Here is an 18250-nt window from a genome sequence, read left to right as displayed (position 1 = left end):
TATGGCATCAAACAAAAAATATTGGAAAAGTACAGCGGAGCTCAATCCGAACGATTCCATTGTTGAGGCGCTAAAACATAATGAATTCACAGAGCAGATCCCCGTTGATGAGTTTTTGGGCGACAAGGAAAACCTGTCCGCATCGACCACCAACCGAAGGGATTTTCTAAAATATGTTGGTTTCAGCACGGCTGCGGCGACAATGGCTGCTTGTGAAGGACCGGTTCGCAAGTCCATTCCCTACGTGGTGCAGCCCGATCGCATCGTGCCCGGTGTGGCCAATTACTATGCCACTACCATCGCCGATGGTTTTGACTTTGCCAGCATTTTGGTGAAGACCAGGGAAGGAAGGCCCATCAAAATAGAGAACAATACGGATGCCAAGGTCAATGGAGGAGCCAATGCAAGGGTGCAGGCCTCTGTTTTGACCCTGTACGATAGCAAAAGATTGCAAGGTCCATCTGCCAACGGCGAGTCCGTGGAGTGGAAAGTGTTGGATGCCACTGTTCGGGCAAAGCTCAACAGTTTGAAAGGTTCCAACAAGCAGATTGTGCTGTTGACCCAGACCTATGCCAGTCCATCCACCGATAAATTGATCGCAGAGTTCAAGGCGGCTTACGGGGAGAATGCTAACCATGTGGTTTACGACGCCATTTCCGAAGATGCTGCACTAAATGCTTATGAGGCGGCTTATGGGGAAAGGGCTTTGGCCGATTATGATTTTGAAAAAGCTGGATTGATCGTTTCTTTCGGTGCCGATTTCTTGGGAGATTGGCAAGGAGGAGGATATGATAGTGGCTATGCCAAGGGACGTGTGCCCAAGAACGGGAAAATGTCCCGACATATCCAGTTGGAATCCAATATGTCCTTGACCGGTGCCAATGCCGACAAGCGTTACCCAATGACCCCGACCCAACAGAAGATTGCTTTGGCCAAATTGTACGGCAAGTTGAACGGAAGCAATGTGGGTGGTGGAACGTCCGATGTGGACGAGGTTGTGGACAGAGTTGCTGCCGAGATCAAGAAAGCGGGCAGCAAAGCTGTGGTGGTCACAGGACTCAATGATGCCAATGCACAGACCGTTGTGTTGGCCATCAACAAACTATTGGCCAGTGAGGCATTCGATGCAAAGAATCCAAAGTATGTCCGTCAGGGCAATACGGCCAAAGTGACCAGGTTGGTTTCCGATATGAACGCGGGCCGAGTTGGGGCATTGATCATGGACGGCGTGAACCCTGTTTATACCTTGCCGAACTCCGAAGAATTTGTATCAGGATTGGAAAAAGTGGACCTTTCGGTCGCTTTTGCCTTCAATAATGATGAAACGGCGCAAGCCTCACAATACGTTGCTGCAGCATCGCATTACCTCGAATCTTGGGGGGATGCCCAGTTTAAAAAAGGACAATATAGCCTCATGCAACCTGCCATCCGTGAATTGTTCGACACAAGACAGTTCCAAACGGCATTGTTGACATGGATGGGCACTGAAAAAACATACTACGACTACATCCAAGAAACCTGGAATGCGGACATCCTGCAAGGAAGTTCGTGGAACAAGGCACTTCAGGATGGGGTGTTCGTGGCTGCTGCACCTGCCCCAGTGGAAGGTGATGCTTCGGCTGCTGCTCCAGCAGAAACAGAAACTGTGGTGGAAGAATCCACTGTTGTTCCCATTGCTTCCGCGATACGCTCTTTGGTCAATGCTACTAGTGGCGGGACCGAGTTTGTCGAGCTAGTCCTGTACTCCAAAGTGGGTATGGGGGATGGTCGTCAGGCCAATAATCCTTGGTTGCAAGAGTTCCCTGACCCGATTTCAAGGGTGTCTTGGGACAACTACGTGACCGTTTCCAAAGCGGATGCCGAAAAATGGGGCGTTGAAAATGAAATGGTGGCCGATGGCGGTGTCAATGGCAACTATGTGAAATTGACCGTTGATGGAAAAGTATTGGAAAAAGTTCCCGTGATCGTCCAGCCTGGTCAGGCAGTAGGTACGATAGGGCTTTCCTTTGGTTATGGAAAGAAGGCCGGTATGCAAGCCGAAATGGCGACCGGGGTGAATGCCTATACCCTCTACACCAATTTTTCAGATGTGCAGACCGTGGCCGTTGAAAAAGTATCCGGAGTGCATGAGTTTGCATGCATCCAATCCCAAAAAACATTGATGGGTAGGGGTGATATCATCAAGGAAACCACCTTGGAGATCTTCAATACAAAAGATCATGCCGAGTGGAACCCGATGCCACACGTTACCCTGAACCACCAAGAAATTCCGGTAACCTCTCCCGATGCTGATCTTTGGGACGAGTTTGATCGTTCTGTTGGACATCACTTCAATTTGTCCATCGACCTGAACGCCTGTACAGGATGTGGGGCATGTGTGATCGCTTGCCACGCGGAGAACAACGTTCCCGTGGTCGGAAAAATGGAGATGCGCCGTTCGCGCGATATGCACTGGTTGCGCATCGATAGATATTACTCCTCAGAAGAGACCTTTGAACAGGACAACGAGAAGAAGGACAGCATGGATGGTCTTTGGGGAGAAAAAGGTTCCTTGGGCGGTTTCAGGGAGATGGAAGACCCATCTGCCAACCCTCAAGTGGCTTTCCAGCCTGTTATGTGTCAGCATTGTAACCACGCACCCTGCGAAACGGTGTGTCCGGTGGCTGCAACTTCGCACAGTAGGCAAGGACAGAACCATATGGCCTATAACCGTTGTGTGGGTACCAGGTATTGTGCCAACAACTGTCCGTACAAAGTACGTAGGTTCAACTGGTTCCTCTACAGCAACAACGATGAGTTCGACTTTAACATGAACAACGACTTGGGCAAGATGGTCATCAACCCAGATGTGAATGTACGTTCAAGAGGTGTCATGGAAAAATGCTCCATGTGTATCCAAATGACCCAAAAGACCATTTTGGATGCCAAGCGTGATGGACGTGTCATCAAGGATGGTGAGTTCCAGACGGCCTGTTCCGCAGCGTGTAGCAGTGGTGCCATGGTGTTTGGTGACATCAACGACAAGGAGAGCAAGGTGGCCAAGTTGAAAGAGGACGATAGAATGTACCACTTGTTGGAGCATGTCGGGACAAAACCCAATGTGTTCTATCATGTCAAGGTTAGGAACACCAACGAGGCTTAATCAATAAAAGAAGTAATTAGAAGATAAATTATGGCGTCGCATTACGAAGCACCTATTCGAAAGCCCTTAGTACTTGGAGACAAAGGATACCACGATGTAACCGTGGACATTGCCCGTCCGGTTGAGGGAAAGGCCAACAAACAATGGTGGATAGTGTTCACCATAGCACTTGTTGCATTCCTTTGGGGTCTAGGATGTATCATTTATACCGTTTCCACGGGTATCGGGGTATGGGGTCTTAACCGAACCGTCAACTGGGCCTGGGACATCACCAACTTCGTTTGGTGGGTGGGTATCGGTCACGCGGGAACCCTGATCTCGGCCGTATTGTTGCTGTTCAGGCAAAAATGGAGAATGGCGATCAACCGTTCTGCTGAGGCGATGACCATTTTCTCGGTAATCCAAGCGGGATTGTTCCCCATCATCCACATGGGACGTCCTTGGTTGGCCTATTGGGTACTTCCAATTCCCAACCAATTCGGTTCGTTGTGGGTCAACTTTAACTCGCCCTTGCTTTGGGACGTGTTTGCGATATCAACCTATCTTTCGGTATCCTTGGTGTTCTGGTGGACAGGTCTTCTGCCCGATTTCGCCATGATCCGTGACAGGGCGGTAAAGCCCTTCCAAAAGAAAATTTACAGCCTGTTGAGCTTTGGTTGGACAGGTCGCGCCAAAGACTGGCAGCGTTTTGAGGAAGTTTCCTTGGTATTGGCCGGTTTGGCGACACCACTGGTACTTTCCGTACACACCATCGTATCCTTTGACTTTGCTACATCGGTGATTCCAGGATGGCACACCACCATCTTCCCACCGTACTTCGTTGCAGGTGCGATCTTCTCAGGATTTGCCATGGTGAACACCCTTCTCATTATAATGAGAAAGGTATGTAACCTTGAAGCTTATATCACTGTACAGCATATTGAGTTGATGAACATCGTGATCATGATCACCGGTTCCATCGTGGGGTGTGCCTACATCACGGAACTGTTCATCGCTTGGTACTCAGGAGTGGAATACGAACAATACGCCTTCTTGAACAGGGCCACGGGACCTTACTGGTGGGCCTATTGGTCCATGATGACCTGTAACGTGTTCTCGCCCCAGTTCATGTGGTTCAAAAAATTGCGTACCAGCATCATGTTCTCCTTCTTCATCTCCATTGTGGTGAACATCGGGATGTGGTTCGAGCGTTTTGTGATCATCGTAACCTCATTGCACAGGGATTACCTGCCATCTTCATGGACCATGTTCTCCCCAACCTTTGTGGATATCGGTATCTTCATCGGAACAATAGGGTTCTTCTTTGTACTCTTCCTATTGTACTCAAGGACATTCCCCGTGATTGCACAGGCAGAGGTGAAATCCATCTTGAAGGCATCCGGTGAGAAGTACAAAAAATTGCGTGACGCCGGAAAGCCTTTGTACCAAATGCCACAAGGTGTCAACAAAGTGGTGAGCTATGAGGAACCCATCACGGATGATGTGTTGATGGGAGAGGTGAAACCTACTGTGGGAGACAAGGTCGGCGTGTCCGAACTGCTCAGCAGCATCGGGACATTCGATGCCACTACGCAGACCCCAGACGATTTGAAATTGATAAAAGGAGTGGGCCCGGAAATGGAGCGGACCCTGAACGAGATAGGCATATTTACCTATGCCCAGGTTGCTAGAATGACCGAAAGAGAGTATGATTTGCTGGATTCGATAACTGGAAGGTTCCCAGGTCGTGCACAACGCGATGATTGGGCAGGTCAAGCAAGGTTGTTAAACGATAAAAAATAAGTATGGCATCAAAAGTTATTCAGGCACTTTACAACGATGATGATGTATTGATGCATGCCGTAAAAAAAGTTAGGGCAGCGCATCACCACATAGAGGAAGTATATACCCCGTTCCCCGTGCACGGTCTGGACAAGGCCATGGGATTGGCAGGTACCCGTATCGCGATCACTTCCTTCATGTACGGATGTTTGGGACTTACCGTGGCCATCGTGATGATGAACTATATCATGATCGAGGATTGGCCCCAGGATATTGGTGGTAAGCCAAGTTTCAGTTACTTGGAGAACATGCCCGCCTTTGTTCCGATCATGTTCGAAATGACGGTTTTCTTTGCGGCCCACTTGATGGTGATCACCTTTTATCTTAGAAGTAAGATGTGGCCCTTCAAGAAAGCGGAAAACCCGGACAAACGTACCACTGATGACCATTTTTTGATGGAAATCGGAGTGCACGACAATGAAAGTGAACTTGCCGAACTGTTGTGGGAAACAGGTGCGGTAGAAGTAAAAGTTACAGAAAAGGACTCTTAAGAATATGAAACATTTAGGTAAAATAAGTGTTGCTTTGGTCTTGGTACTGTTCGTTGCTGCCTGTGCAGACAAGAACAGACCAAACTATCAATATATGCCAAATATGTACGAACCTGTCGGGTATGAAACCTATCAAGGCGTGGACAACGGTCTGTTCCCGGAAGGAACGGAGGCCATGCTTCCGGTTGAAGGGACCATCTCCAGGGGATACATGCCCTACGAATTTGAAAATACCCCGGAAGGCAAGGAACTCGCTAGGCTGAACACCAGCCCGTTGGATTCATTGAAGACTGAGGACAACCTGGCCAAAGGGATGCAGTTGTATACCATCTATTGCGCCATATGCCACGGGGACAAAGGAGACGGACAGGGCAATTTGGTGAAGCGTGAAAAGATATTGGGTGTTCCCAGTTATGCCGATCCGGCAAGGAACATCACCGTGGGCACCACCTACCACACCATTTACTATGGGTTGAACTCCATGGGCTCCTATGCATCCCAGTTCGCCAACGAAGAGGAGATGTGGCAAGTGTCCGAATATGTGATGAAGTTAAAGGAAGATCTAACAAAATAATTGGATAAGAGTAAACTATGTACACCTTTTCAAACAGACTTAGAATAGGATCTTTCATTGCAATGGCAGTGGGACTGCTTTTTTTGGGAATCGGTTTTGTGTCGGCACCATCAACAGTGGAAGAGGCCAAGGCCATGGTAGCATCGGCACACGGTGATGGCCACGGAGGCGGTCATGCAGAAGAAGCGACAGCCCATGGGGAAGAACAAGGGCATGGCGCAGCTGCTGCCCACGGAGAAGAACACGATGCTTCCCACGATACCCATTTGTTGCACCAGTTGCAGAACAGACCTTGGTCTGCACTTTATGTAGCAGCTTTCTTTTTCTTTATGATCGCATTGGGCGTTTTGGCTTTCTATGCCATCCAAAGGGCTGCACAGGCCGGATGGTCGCCCATATTGTTCAGGGTGATGGAAGGTATCACCGCTTATTTGGTGCCTGGTGGCATCATTGTTTTCGTGATTTTGGTACTTTCCGTGCTCCATATGAACCACATGTTTGTTTGGATGGACCCAGAGACCGTTGCGCACGATAAATTGTTGCAAGGGAAAGCAGGATATTTGAACCCGACTTTCTTCCTGATCAGGGCCGCTATCTTTTTGGGCGGTTGGATCTTTTACCGCCAGCATTCAAGAAAATTGTCATTGGCCCAAGATGAGTCGGATGACAATAGCAATTTTGTGAAGAATTTTAGATGGTCCGCAGGTTTCTTGGTATTCTACCTGGTCACCGAATCCATGATGTCATGGGATTGGATCATGAGTTTGGATCCACACTGGTTCAGTACCCTCTTCGGATGGTATGTGTTTGCCAGTATGTTCGTATCTGGGATTACCGTAATTGCACTGGTAGTAATCTACTTGAAATCAAGGGGATATTTGGAGAATGTCAATGATAGCCACCTTCACGATTTGGCCAAGTTCATGTTCGGTATCAGTATTTTCTGGACCTATCTTTGGTTTGCCCAGTTCATGCTGATCTGGTATGCGGACATTCCTGAAGAGGTGACCTACTACGTGGCAAGGTTCCAAGATTACAAACTGCCTTTCTTTGGCATGTTGGTGATGAACTTTGTGTTCCCGTTGTTGGTGTTGATGAACAGTGATTACAAAAGGGTCAACTGGTTTGTGGTCATGGCCGGGATTGTAGTGCTATTGGGACATTATTTGGATGTTTTCAATATGGTAATGCCAGCTACGGTAGGAGATCAGTGGTACATTGGATTGCCTGAGATCGGTGGTCTGTTGTTCTTTGGAGGTCTGTTTGTGTTCTGGGTGTTCACGGCGTTGACCAAGGCACCATTGCAGCCCAAGAGGAACCCGTTCATTGAGGAAAGCAAACATTTTCATTATTAATACGATTTAAGTCTTAGATAGATACACGATGACTGCATTATTAACATTCACTGTTTTGGCACTGGTGGCAATTGCAATCTGGCAAATGACCAAGATTTTCCAATTGTCGCAACTCAAGACAGAGCACACCGAGGTAGCAAACGACAACGATAACAAGACCAACGGTTACCTCTTGTTCGCATTCCTGATCTTTATCTACGGGATCACCATATTCAGTTTTGCAAAATATTCAAAGATGTTGTTGCCCGAAGCCGCTTCGGAGCATGGTGGGGAATATGACCAACTGATGTGGGTCTCCTTTGCCATCATCTTTTTTGTGCAGACCATTACCCAGGCCCTGTTGCACTACTTTGGCTATAAGTACAGAGGGCAAGAGGGCAAAAAGGCCCTTTTTTATGCGGACAACGACCGTTTGGAGTTTATCTGGACCATCATCCCTGTAATCGTATTGGCCGGATTGATTCTTTGGGGACTCTATACTTGGACCACTATCATGGATGTGAACGATGAGGACGACCCCATCGTAATCGAACTATATGCCCAGCAGTTTAACTGGACGGCACGTTATGCCGGTGAGGACAATGTATTGGGAGATGCCAATGTGCGCTTGATCGATATCAACAAGGCCAACGTGCTCGGTATCGATGAGGCCGATCCCAATGGAGGTGACGATGTCATCGTAAAGGAACTGCACTTGCCCGTGGGCAGGAAGGTTAACTTCAAAATGCGTTCCCAAGATGTATTGCACTCCGCTTACATGCCGCACTTTAGGGCACAGATGAACTGTGTTCCCGGTATGATCACCCAATTCTCCTTCACACCTACCGTGACCACTGAGGAAATGCGTCGCAACCCCGATGTAGTGGACAAGGTGAAAAGGACCAATGCACTGAGGGCAGAACGTGCCGCAGAAGGATTGCCGAACTCAGATCCATGGGAATTTGACTATATATTGCTATGCAACAAGATATGCGGAAAATCCCATTACAACATGCAGATGAAGATCATAGTGGAGACTGAGGAAGAATTCAACAAATGGATGGCGGAGCAGAAGACTTTTAAGGAGAACATGACTCCCGCGGAATAAACAAGGCTAGGAAAAACCATAACAAAATTTAGAAGAGATTATGTCAGCTACTGGACACGAACACGGACACGACGATCACGGACATCATCATAAGGAGACTTTTATTACCAAATATATCTTCAGTCAGGACCATAAGATGATATCCAAGCAATATCTCATCACGGGTCTTATCATGGGGTTCATCGGTATAGCAATGTCTTTGCTCTTTAGGATGCAATTGGCATGGCCAGGGCAATCATTCCCCATTTTTGAGGCCGTATTGGGAAAATGGGCGCCTGATGGTGTCATGGATGCCGATATTTATTTGGCATTGGTCACCATACACGGGACCATCATGGTTTTCTTTGTATTGACCGCCGGTCTGAGTGGTACTTTTAGTAACTTATTGATTCCGTTGCAGATAGGGGCGAGGGATATGGCATCAGGTTTCTTGAACATGGTGTCGTACTGGTTGTTCTTCCTATCATCGATCATCATGGTGACATCCTTGTTCGTGGAAGCAGGACCTGCCGCCGCAGGGTGGACCATTTACCCACCTTTGAGTGCATTGCCCATGGCGCAGCCCGGTTCAGGTGCTGGTATGACCCTCTGGTTGGTCTCCATGGCCATCTTTATCGCTTCTTCCCTTTTGGGTTCATTGAACTACATCGTAACGGTGATCAACCTCAGGACCAAAGGAATGTCGATGACCCGTTTGCCATTGACCATTTGGGCGTTTTTTGTGACTGCGATCATTGGTGTAATTTCTTTCCCTGTTCTACTTTCTGCAGCTTTGCTGTTGATCATGGACAGAAGTTTTGGTACATCGTTCTTCCTTTCGGATATCTTTATCCAAGGGGAAGTGCTGCACTACCAAGGAGGATCTCCCGTACTGTACGAACACTTGTTCTGGTTCTTGGGACACCCCGAAGTATATATCGTATTGTTGCCCGCATTGGGGATTACTTCCGAAGTAATGTCCACCAATGCAAGGAAGCCCATCTTTGGGTATAGGGCGATGGTGGCCTCCATTTTGGCCATAGCATTCCTTTCAACAATTGTATGGGGTCACCACATGTTCATCTCCGGTATGAACCCGTTCTTGGGCTCCGTATTTACATTTACAACACTTTTGATTGCCATACCATCCGCGGTAAAAGCATTCAACTATATCACCACCCTCTGGAAAGGGAATCTGCAGTTGAACCCTGCGATGCTCTTCTCCATCGGTTTGGTCTCCACCTTCATCACGGGAGGTCTAACCGGTATCATTTTGGGTGACAGTACCCTGGACATCAACGTTCACGACACGTATTTCGTTGTGGCCCACTTCCACTTGGTAATGGGTATTTCGGCTTTGTACGGACTTTTTGCAGGGGTGTACCACTGGTTCCCCAAAATGTTCCAAGGTAGGATGATGAACAAGAATTTGGGCTATGTCCATTTCTGGATCACGGCAGTGTGCGCTTATGGCGTATTCTTCCCCATGCACTTTGTGGGTATGGCGGGAGTGCCAAGACGTTACTATGAGAACACGGCTTTCCCTATGTTCGATGAGTTGACCAACGTTCAGGTATTGATGACCGTATTTGCCATCATTGCAGGATTGGCGCAATTGGTGTTTGTTTACAACTTCATCTCCAGTATTTTCTACGGTAAGAAAGGATCTATGAACCCATGGAAATCCAATACCTTGGAATGGACCGCTCCGCAGGAGCATATCCACGGAAACTGGCCAGGAGAGATACCACACGTATACCGTTGGGCCTACGATTATAGCAAGACCTACGAAAATGGAGAGTACATCATTGCAGGGCAGGACTTTGTTCCGCAGAACGTACCCTTGCAGGAAAATGAGGAAGAACTCAATCACTGATGTTGATGTATTCCAAAAAATAAAAAAGCCCGTCCCTATTTGGATGGGTTTTTTGTTTCTTAGGGTCTGAAATACAATGGTTAGCTTTGATTGTAATATCTTTAGAAAACAATTTGTCCTAAAAATAAAGCCGTGAAAAATATACTCGTCCTTTTCTTGATCGTGTTTCCTCTTCTGTCCACTGCCCAGCGAAAACCAAGGATAAAGGGAAGCCGGATCGTGACCCACGTAAACGAGGAACTACCTCCGTTCAATGCCATCGTGTTGAACGATAATCTGGACATTGTGCTGAAAAAATCCTTTGGGACAGGTTACGATATTGAGGCCGACGACAACCTGATAGACATCCTCAAGTTCAATGTGGAGGACAGCACTTTGATCATTAGTTCCTATTATGATGTAACCGCGAAAAAGCAGTTGGATATCACGGTAAACTATACTGACTTGCGGGCAATAACCCTAAAAGATGGCAGCGTGGTCACGCAAGATGTGATTGAAAGCGATGAACTCTTCGTGGATGGTTTCAACAATACCCGTTTGGACATCAAAGCAAAGGCAGCAGTGATGGATATCAATCTGGAAGAGACCAGTCGGGGCAATTTCAATGTGGATGTGGATTCCCTCAACATATCTTTGGGGAATAAGGCCGAGGCCTACGTGTACAGTGTTGGGCAGACCGGTCTGATTGATTTGGAAGGTAATGCTTCCCTGACCCTGGAGGGCACTTCGGACAACATCCAGGTACGTTTGATAGGGAATTCGAGGTACAAGGGGGAGACCATGGAAGTGGGCGACCTGAAACTGACCATGGAAAATGACCCATCGGCCTACATTTATGCCTTTAGAAATTTGGAACTGAGTGCCAAGGGCAACTCCAAAATATATCTCTTCGGAAACCCAAAGATCACCATAGTCGATTTTTTGGATACCTCGCAACTGATCAAGCGGCAGGAATAGGCTATTGGGCAATCGGCGCGGTCAGGCAATGGCCCGGAATGCCAAAGCCGTCCACCAATACCTCAATGTGGGGGCGCAGTTCGGTGGACAACCGTTCCACCCGCTGTCGTATCGCTTTGGACTTGGTTCCCCCGATATATCCCTGTTCCAAAAACCATCGGGCATCCGAATGGATTTCGTTAAGGGCGTATAGCGTTCCCAATTTTTCCAATAACGCCTTGTGTTCCGCATCGGAAACCGTTTCGCAGAAATCATGGAACACCCCGTAGGCCAATTCCACACTATAAGCCTTTCCCAAAGCCAACAAATGCGTCTGTACTTTAAGGAAGGCTTGATAGGATGGCACCCCTTTTTTGATATAGTTCCGGATACGCATGGCCAACGTATAGGTCAGCCTTCGAGTGCGGTAACTGAACGCATGCTTGTGGAACTTGGGATTGTACAGGTGCTCGGCATCCACTTTATTGGAATATAGGGGGTTGATGGCCGTCAACGTGTCTGAAAGCTGGCTCTGCAACAATTTGAGCACCGAGGTGAACCCAGCACTGTTGAATTCCGCCTGAAAATCCGATAGAACGCCTTTAGCGGCCAATTGCAGCAATACGGTGTTGTCACCTTCAAAAGTGGTAAAAATATCCACATCGCCCTTGAGGTCGGCAATCCGGTTCTCCAGCAGGTACCCTTTGCCACCACAGGCCTCCCTGCATTCTTGGATGGTATCGTTCGCGAACCAAGTGATGATCGATTTCAGCCCGGCCACCTGCGTCTCTATCTTGCGTTTGTCCGGTTGGGAGTCATCACTGTAACGGTTCATCATCTCTTCCAAGGTCACGTGGTACACATACGCACTGGCAATGGAGGGTGTCAATCGGATTTGATGGGTGGGATAGTCCATGATCAGGTCCTCTTGGATTTTTACGCTGTCATTGAACTGTCTTCGGTTCAAGGCATATTTCACGGCAATGGAAAGTGCCATCTTTGCCCCTCCGAGAGCGCCACGGGCCACACAGATGCGTCCGCCCACCAAGGTGCCCAACATGGTGAAGAACCGTTTGTTGGGGTTTTTTATGGAAGAAAAATATGTGCCATCTTCACGTATCTCCCCATATTTGTTTAGAAGGTTTTCGCGGGGGACCCTCACATTGTTGAACCATATCTTGCCATTGTCCACCCCGTTCAGGCCAAGTTTGTACCCATTGTCCTCAATGGTGATGCCTTCAAGTTCCTCATGATTTTCATTGCGTAGCGGCACCAAAATGGCATGCACGCCCTCATTTTTTCCGTCCACGATCAGCTGGGCAAAGACCGTGGCCATTTTGGAGTGCAGGGCGTTCCCAATGTATTCCTTATTATCATTTTTTCCAGGGGTTTGGATCACGATGGAATCCGAAGCCGGTTCATAGGTCGCGGTGGTCCTGATACCCCGTACGTTGGAACCGTGCCCTGTTTCCGTCATGGCAAAGCAGCCAAGCAATTTTGTGGCACCTGCATCGGTCAGGTACTGGTCATGATGTCGCTTGCTGCCCAATTTTTGGATGCTTCCCCCAAATAGGCCAAACTGCACCCCGAACTTCACGGCCAAACTTCCGTCAACGAACATCAGATGTTCAAAAATGGCGGCATAGGCAGGCATGTTTCCCGTGCCCCCATATTCGGTAGGATAGGCCATGGCGCCATAGCCTTTTTTTGCCAAAGTCTGCACCTGTTCCAATGTTCTGGCCCTGAAATCCTCTTTCTTTCGGAGGGTTTCCCATCTAAAGATGGGTTGGTCCAAAAATTCACGGAAACCATCCACCGTTTGGGCATGCGGCCCTTTCAGTATGTTATCAAGGATGGCTGCGCTATACTGATCCGAGGTTTTCTCATGCACCACTTCCACATCGAACAAATGGTTGTAGTGGTTGGGCTGTATTCCCAGATTGATTTCGATATGCTTTAGGTGGTCATTGAAACCGGTCCCGTTCTGTTGCTGGGTCAATCGTTGGCTGAATGAGGTCAGGGGATAGGTTTCACTCTCAATGAGCTTGACTTCGGAAGTGGCTATGGTCTGCTTCCAATTTTTCATTTCTGTGTCGCTGGGAGGTTTTTCGGTATTCAGCCAACGCAACAATTGCTCTTTTTCCATGGCTTCCAACGAATCGTCCTGCTCGATGGTCTTCATCACCACGGAAATCTCAGAAGCGGACAGCAGGTCATCGGACCATATTACGTAGAAAAAAGGGATGTATTGTAGGATGCCTTGGGAATAATCGATGTCGTGCATGGTAATTTTTATTGGGGCTGAACAATGTTGTTTTGGTTATATATCTGTAATTGTACCAATGGCTTGATAATTTTGTCTTTGTCCTCTTGAGCGCAGTCGAAAGGTAGACAAAGGCATCTCGACTGCACTCGATGTGACATTTGAATTGACCATAGGTGCAATTGTATAATCGAATGCTTTTTTATATAACTAAGGTAAGGCTAAGATTTTGAAGATGGCAATCAAAACTCATTTTAGGAAGAATGGTTTCAGGCGGATGGGGTTTTCAATTATATTTGTTGAGCGATGAACGAAAACTTAGATCCAACGGCCAGTAATTTTTCCCAAGAGGAGCTCGATATTGAAAGGGCCCTCCGTCCCGTCACTTTTGATGATTTTACGGGGCAGGCCCAGGTATTGGAAAACCTAAAGGTTTTTGTGCAGGCCGCCAATCTGAGAGGAGAGGCATTGGATCACACCCTTTTTCACGGACCTCCGGGTCTGGGAAAGACCACACTGGCACATATTTTGGCCAACGAATTGGGCGTGGGCATCAAAGTGACCTCGGGACCTGTTCTCGACAAGCCGGGCGATTTGGCGGGTTTGCTCACCAATCTGGACGAACGGGATGTGCTGTTCATTGACGAGATCCATAGGCTTAGCCCCATTGTTGAGGAGTACCTCTACTCAGCCATGGAAGATTATAAGATCGATATCATGATCGAGACCGGTCCGAATGCCAGGACCGTCCAGATCAACCTGAGCCCGTTCACCTTGATAGGGGCCACCACCCGTTCCGGATTGCTGACAGCTCCCATGCGGGCGAGGTTCGGCATCCAGAGCCGATTGGAATACTATAACACTGAACTGCTCTCCACCATTGTGGAACGAAGCGCGGAAATCCTCAAAGTGCCCATTACCCAAGAAGCGGCCATAGAAATTGCAGGGCGGAGCAGGGGCACCCCACGGATTTGTAACGCCCTTTTGCGAAGGGTCAGAGATTTTGCCCAGATCAAAGGAAATGGGAACATCGATTTGGATATTTCCCAATTTGGGTTGAAAGCTTTGAATGTGGATGCCCACGGACTGGATGAGATGGACAACAAGATCCTGACCACCATCATCGACAAGTTCAAAGGAGGCCCGGTGGGGATTACCACATTGGCCACTGCGGTTTCCGAAAGTGCCGAGACCATTGAAGAGGTCTATGAGCCATTTTTGATCCAACAAGGGTTTATCATGCGAACCCCAAGAGGTCGTGAAGTGACCGAATTGGCATATAAACATTTGGGTCGAATAAAGGGAGGTGTGCAAGGAGGCTTGTTTTAGCCCAGATTTCTAATCAAAAAAAACCTAAAGCTTGCCGGGTTGTTTATTATTACGTATAAAATATTTATTTTTGTCGTATAAATGGATGCCATGGATGCCAAAATCACATTGTCTTTTGATAAAGATGTTATCGAAAAAGCAAAGGCGTATGCCAAGAGGAACAATATGAGCCTTTCCAGGCTCACAGAGTATATTCTTGCCCAAATCACTGAAAAGCCCTATCAGAATTTGGATGAATTGCCCATCTCGGATTGGGTAAACAGCGTGGCAGAGGGAGAAGCGGAATATGTGAGACCTACTTCCCGCAAAAAGCTGAAATCCGAATTTATGGAATCCCGTAAATGAAGGTATTTGTAGACGCCAATGTGCTGGTAGCGGTGCTGAACAGGCAATACCCGTTGTATGCCCATGCTGCCCGGATTTTGAGTTTGGCCGATTCTTCAAAATATAAAGTGTTCACTTCGCCTATTTGCTTGGCCATAGCATTTTATTTTGCCGAAAAAAAGAGCGGTACACAGAAGGCCGCTGAAAAAATTTCCATTCTTTCCCATAAACTGCAAATTGCGACGGCTGATGTTTCGGTTGTCAAAAAAACGGTGGCCAATCCTGCCATTAACGATTTCGAGGATGGTTTGGAGTACTATTCGGCATTGCTGGCAGGTTGCCAGATTATTGTGACCGAAGATGTGACTGACTTCTATTTTTCTGAGATTCCAGTGTACGACTGTCGTGCGTTTGTGCGATATGTTTTGGAAAACAGCTAATCGGTTGTATTTTTAAGGATGCAGTCCATTTCCCAACGCACGTCCCTTATTAAAGCCGAAGCTAAGCGCCTCGGTTTTTTGTCTTGTGGTGTTTCCAAAGCAGGTTTTCTGGAAGAGGAAGCGCCCCGTCTGGAAAAATGGCTCAACCAGAATAGACATGGAGAGATGCAGTACATGGAAAACCATTTTGACAAGCGTCTCGACCCCACAAAATTGGTGGAAGGTTCCAAATCGGTCATTTCCCTGTTGTTGAATTACTTTCCATCCGAACAACAAAACCCGGATTCCTATAAAATCTCCAAGTATGCCTATGGAACGGATTATCACTTTGTGATAAAGGACAAGCTCAAAAGTCTGTTGCATTTCATCCAAGAAAAAATTGGGGAAGTGCACGGAAGGGCCTTTGTGGATTCCGCACCTGTGCTGGACAAGGCCTGGGCAGCCAAAAGCGGTCTGGGGTGGATAGGCAAACACAGCAACCTGTTGACCCAGCAAGTGGGGTCCTTTTATTTCATTGCCGAATTGATCGTGGACCTGGAACTGGAATATGATACGCCGGTCACTGATCATTGTGGTACCTGCACAGCCTGCATCGATGCCTGCCCTACGCAGGCCATCGTGGAACCCTATGTGGTGGATGGGAGCAAGTGCATTTCCTATTTCACCATCGAGCTGAAAAATGAAATTCCTGGGGAGTTCCAAGGAAAATTTGACGAATGGATGTTCGGGTGCGATGTCTGCCAGGATGTGTGCCCGTGGAACCGTTTTTCCAAACCGCATCGGGAACCTTTGTTCGATCCCAATCCAGAATTGTTGTCCTTTACCAAGAAGGATTGGGAAGAGATCACCGAGGACGTTTTTAAAAAGGTATTCCAGAAATCAGCGGTGAAACGGACCAAACTTTCCGGCCTAAAGCGCAACATTGATTTCCTCAAAGATTAAAAATTACCGAAGAATATTACCAAAAAAACTTTGTTTGGCAGTATGGATGGAAAAAATGCTATATTGATGGTGTTTTTTTTGAGGAATTGATATTTGCTCAAAACCAGACCACAAAACTAACTGAACACCGATCATGATCAAGATGACCAAACCCAAACTGAGTTTTTGGCAGATTTTCAATATGAACGTTGGATTCCTTGGGATCCAATATAGTTTTGGCCTCCAACAGAGTGCCGTAAACTCTATTTTTCTTTGGCTTGGTGCAAAAGAAGAAATGTTGCCCATACTCAATATAGCCGGCCCTGTAACTGGATTGGTGGTCCAGCCGATTGTTGGGGCGATTTCAGACAAAACTTGGTCATTCAAATGGGGCCGTAGGAAACCGTTCTTTTTGATAGGGGCCATTATGGCAAGTATTTGCCTTTTTGCCTTTCCCCAAAGCCCATCACTGTGGTTTGCTGCCGGATTGTTTTGGATTTTGGATGTGGGCAACAATATGGCCATGGAACCCTACCGTGCGTTTGTGGGGGATAAACTTCCCGATGAGCAGTTGAGTTTGGGCTACCAAATGCAAAGTCTTTTTGTTGGAGCTGGAATTTTACTGGCAACCGGGGCCATTGTTTTTTTTCAGAAATTTTTTGGAGCTGAAGAACCAGAAGTGATCGGGGTAATTCCCAAATGGGTATTTTATCCTTTTCTGATAGGTTCCATTTTATCCATAGTGACCATTTTATGGTCGGTGTTGAAAACTCCAGAGATTCCCCCAAGCGAGGAAGAAATAAAAAGCATACATGAATTTAACAAAGGCAAGCCTTCGGCATTTGTCCAGATAGTGGGGGTGGTATTCATCCTTTTTTCCCTGCCCTTGGTATTGGGCTTTTTAATTGGCAAACAATATCCATCTCTATTTGAAGATATTAATTTATGGGTGGTTATTGTGTTATTGATATGTACCGTTTGGTTCTCTTACCTCTTTCGACTCATAAAAAAGAACACTGAAAATGCCTCGATCAAAAAGTTTGCAGATGTCCTGGCCCCTTTCTTGGAAGTAGGGAATGCTGTAAAGGACATGCCCAAGTTCATGTGGAAAATAGCTGCGGTCTATCTTTTCCAGTGGTATGCATTATTTGTTTATTGGCAATTCATCACACCGCTTTTACGAGTGACGATGGAAATGGATACTTCCGAAGCGACTGCCCAAGCAGCGACGATGAGTTTGACTTACAATATTGTCACTACAATTGTTGCCCTTCTTTTGGTGCCATTGACGGTGCGCTTTGGGGGTAAAAAGGTCTATGCATTAAGTTTGGTTGGTACCGCCGTGGCACTTTTTGCCATCCCCCAGATTTCCGACCCTGTCCATGTACTGTATCCCATGGTGTTGTTCGGTATCGGTTGGGCGGCCATGATGGGGATTCCATACAGCATGGTCTCCAAAATTGTGCCCCAACAACGGCGAGGGGTATATATGGGAATTTTGAACATGATGATCGTGATCCCCATGTTCATACAAACCATTTCTTTCGGTCCGATTTTTAAAAACCTATTGGGGGCAAATTCCGTGAATGCCATCCTTTTTGCTGGAACTTGTTTTGTCATTGCGGCTATTTTGGCCATGCGGCTCACCCTTCCCAAAAGCAAGAGGGATACTGAATTGGATGTGGAAATCCCGGAGATATAGTTAGATGATT

Annotated in this window: 14 protein-coding genes; 13 read left to right on the top strand and 1 reads right to left on the bottom strand. The window is 47.3% G+C overall.

The genetic code is table 11. The annotated features are described in order from the left end of the window. Position 1 precedes the first annotated feature (1 nt). The 8 genes from FOT42_RS07150 (at position 2) to FOT42_RS07115 (ending at position 11282) form a co-directional block, all read left to right on the top strand. Complete coding sequence (locus FOT42_RS07150; RefSeq protein ID WP_151889888.1) at positions 2-3142, top strand: TAT-variant-translocated molybdopterin oxidoreductase; 3141 nt, start codon at positions 2-4, stop codon at positions 3140-3142. Positions 3143-3172: 30 nt separating this feature from the next. Then, positions 3173-4924: an NrfD/PsrC family molybdoenzyme membrane anchor subunit gene (gene nrfD / locus FOT42_RS07145; protein WP_151889887.1), complete on the top strand. Its 1752-nt coding sequence runs from the start codon at positions 3173-3175 to the stop codon at positions 4922-4924. 2 nt (positions 4925-4926) lie between these two features. After that, the gene (locus tag FOT42_RS07140; protein WP_151889886.1) at positions 4927-5454 is read left to right on the top strand and encodes a DUF3341 domain-containing protein; all 528 of its coding nucleotides are present in this window, start codon (positions 4927-4929) and stop codon (positions 5452-5454) included. Between the two features lie 4 nt (positions 5455-5458). Further along, complete coding sequence (locus FOT42_RS07135) at positions 5459-6028, top strand: c-type cytochrome (protein WP_151889885.1); 570 nt, start codon at positions 5459-5461, stop codon at positions 6026-6028. A gap of 17 nt (positions 6029-6045) precedes the next feature. Beyond that, a complete protein-coding gene (locus FOT42_RS07130; protein WP_151889884.1) occupies positions 6046-7383 on the top strand; it encodes a quinol:cytochrome C oxidoreductase in 1338 nt (445 codons plus the stop codon). A gap of 28 nt (positions 7384-7411) precedes the next feature. After that, positions 7412-8470, top strand: coding sequence for a cytochrome c oxidase subunit II (locus FOT42_RS07125; RefSeq protein ID WP_151889883.1), 1059 nt, complete (start codon positions 7412-7414; stop codon positions 8468-8470). A 40-nt stretch (positions 8471-8510) separates the two neighbouring features. Beyond that, positions 8511-10325, top strand: coding sequence for a cytochrome c oxidase subunit I (locus FOT42_RS07120; RefSeq protein WP_151889882.1), 1815 nt, complete (start codon positions 8511-8513; stop codon positions 10323-10325). A gap of 132 nt (positions 10326-10457) precedes the next feature. Further along, a complete protein-coding gene (locus tag FOT42_RS07115) occupies positions 10458-11282 on the top strand; it encodes a GIN domain-containing protein (protein ID WP_192938341.1) in 825 nt (274 codons plus the stop codon). 1 nt (position 11283) lies between these two features. Here FOT42_RS07115 and FOT42_RS07110 read toward each other — a convergent pair whose 3' ends face one another. Continuing rightward, the gene (locus FOT42_RS07110; protein WP_151889880.1) at positions 11284-13545 is read right to left on the bottom strand and encodes an acyl-CoA dehydrogenase family protein; all 2262 of its coding nucleotides are present in this window, start codon (positions 13543-13545) and stop codon (positions 11284-11286) included. A 285-nt stretch (positions 13546-13830) separates the two neighbouring features. Between FOT42_RS07110 and ruvB the strand changes: the two genes are divergently transcribed. The 5 genes from ruvB to FOT42_RS07085 all read left to right on the top strand — a co-directional run bounded on the left by ruvB (position 13831) and on the right by FOT42_RS07085 (position 18240). Continuing rightward, positions 13831-14853 (top strand): Holliday junction branch migration DNA helicase RuvB, encoded by a 1023-nt coding sequence (gene ruvB, locus FOT42_RS07105; protein ID WP_151889879.1) that lies wholly within the window; start codon positions 13831-13833, stop codon positions 14851-14853. 90 nt (positions 14854-14943) lie between these two features. Continuing rightward, entirely contained in the window at positions 14944-15198 is a 255-nt protein-coding gene (locus tag FOT42_RS07100) for a DUF6364 family protein (RefSeq protein ID WP_151889878.1), read from the top strand. Continuing rightward, a complete protein-coding gene (locus FOT42_RS07095; protein ID WP_151889877.1) occupies positions 15195-15617 on the top strand; it encodes a PIN domain-containing protein in 423 nt (140 codons plus the stop codon). The genes FOT42_RS07100 and FOT42_RS07095 overlap by 4 nt, the downstream gene beginning before the upstream one ends. An 18-nt stretch (positions 15618-15635) precedes the next feature. After that, on the top strand, positions 15636-16559 hold the full coding sequence (gene queG / locus FOT42_RS07090) for a tRNA epoxyqueuosine(34) reductase QueG (protein ID WP_151889876.1): 924 nt from the start codon (positions 15636-15638) through the stop codon (positions 16557-16559). Between the two features lie 133 nt (positions 16560-16692). Continuing rightward, positions 16693-18240: an MFS transporter gene (locus FOT42_RS07085; protein WP_151889875.1), complete on the top strand. Its 1548-nt coding sequence runs from the start codon at positions 16693-16695 to the stop codon at positions 18238-18240. Positions 18241-18250: the final 10 nt, after the last annotated feature.

The sequence above is a fragment of the Flagellimonas hadalis genome (genome assembly GCF_007785775.2).
Lineage (GTDB): Bacteria > Bacteroidota > Bacteroidia > Flavobacteriales > Flavobacteriaceae > Flagellimonas > Flagellimonas hadalis.
The sequence above is the reverse complement of the archived record's forward strand: the minus strand, read 5'-3'. Positions and strand labels throughout refer to the sequence as shown.